The sequence below is a fragment of the Oleiphilus sp. HI0128 genome (assembly GCF_001635365.1).
In genome coordinates this window covers 1-810 of record NZ_LWGG01000185.1, presented here as the reverse complement: position 1 = coordinate 810, position 810 = coordinate 1, and the positions used below count along the sequence as shown (strand labels likewise).

1 protein-coding gene is annotated in these 810 nt (G+C 46.9%); it reads left to right on the top strand.

Annotated elements, in window-relative coordinates; genetic code table 11:
- A partial coding sequence (gene ilvA, locus A3763_RS02415) for a threonine ammonia-lyase, biosynthetic (protein WP_068759858.1) occupies window positions 1–810 on the top strand: 810 nt, incomplete at both ends.

Here is an 810-nt window from a genome sequence, read left to right as displayed (position 1 = left end):
CTTCGTGGAGCCTATAACCGTGCTCGTTTACTCACAGATGAAGAAAAAGCAGCTGGCGTGATTGCGGCTTCTGCCGGTAATCATGCGCAAGGGCTTGCTTTAGCTGCGCAGAAGCTTGGTATCGACGCGACTATCGTTATGCCAAAAACGACCCCTGAAATTAAGGTTAACTCGGTCAGGGCGAAGGGCGCAAAAGTTGAACTCGTTGGTGATGCCTTTGATGAAGCTTCCGCTTATGCCTTAGAAAAGGTAAAGAAAGAGGGCTTGGTTTATATTCCCCCATACGATGATGAAGATGTGATTGCCGGGCAAGGGACGGTCGCAATGGAGTTACTAATGCAGCATACCGCACCTATTCATGCGGTGTTTGTGCCGGTTGGTGGTGGCGGCTTAATTGCGGGAATGGCAGCCTATATTAAGTTTGTTCGCCCCGAAACAAAAGTGATTGGTGTTGAGCCTGAAGAGGCGGCATGTCTTAAGGTGGCGCTAGAGACTGGGCGTAGAGAAATTCTAGAAGAAGTAGGGATTTTTGCAGAAGGTGTCGCGGTTAAACAGATTGGTAAGCTGCCTTTTGAAATTGCCAAAAAGTATGTTGATGAGGTGATTACTGTTTCAACAGATGAGATTTGTGCAGGCATTAAAGATATCTTTGATGATACACGATCAATTGCTGAACCCGCAGGTGCGGTGGGCATCGCTGGCTTAAAAAAATATGCGGAACGTGAAGGCTTAAGTGGTGAGAATTTAGTGACCATCGTTAGTGGGGCGAATGTTAACTTTGACCGTTTACGCTATATCTCTGAACGAACT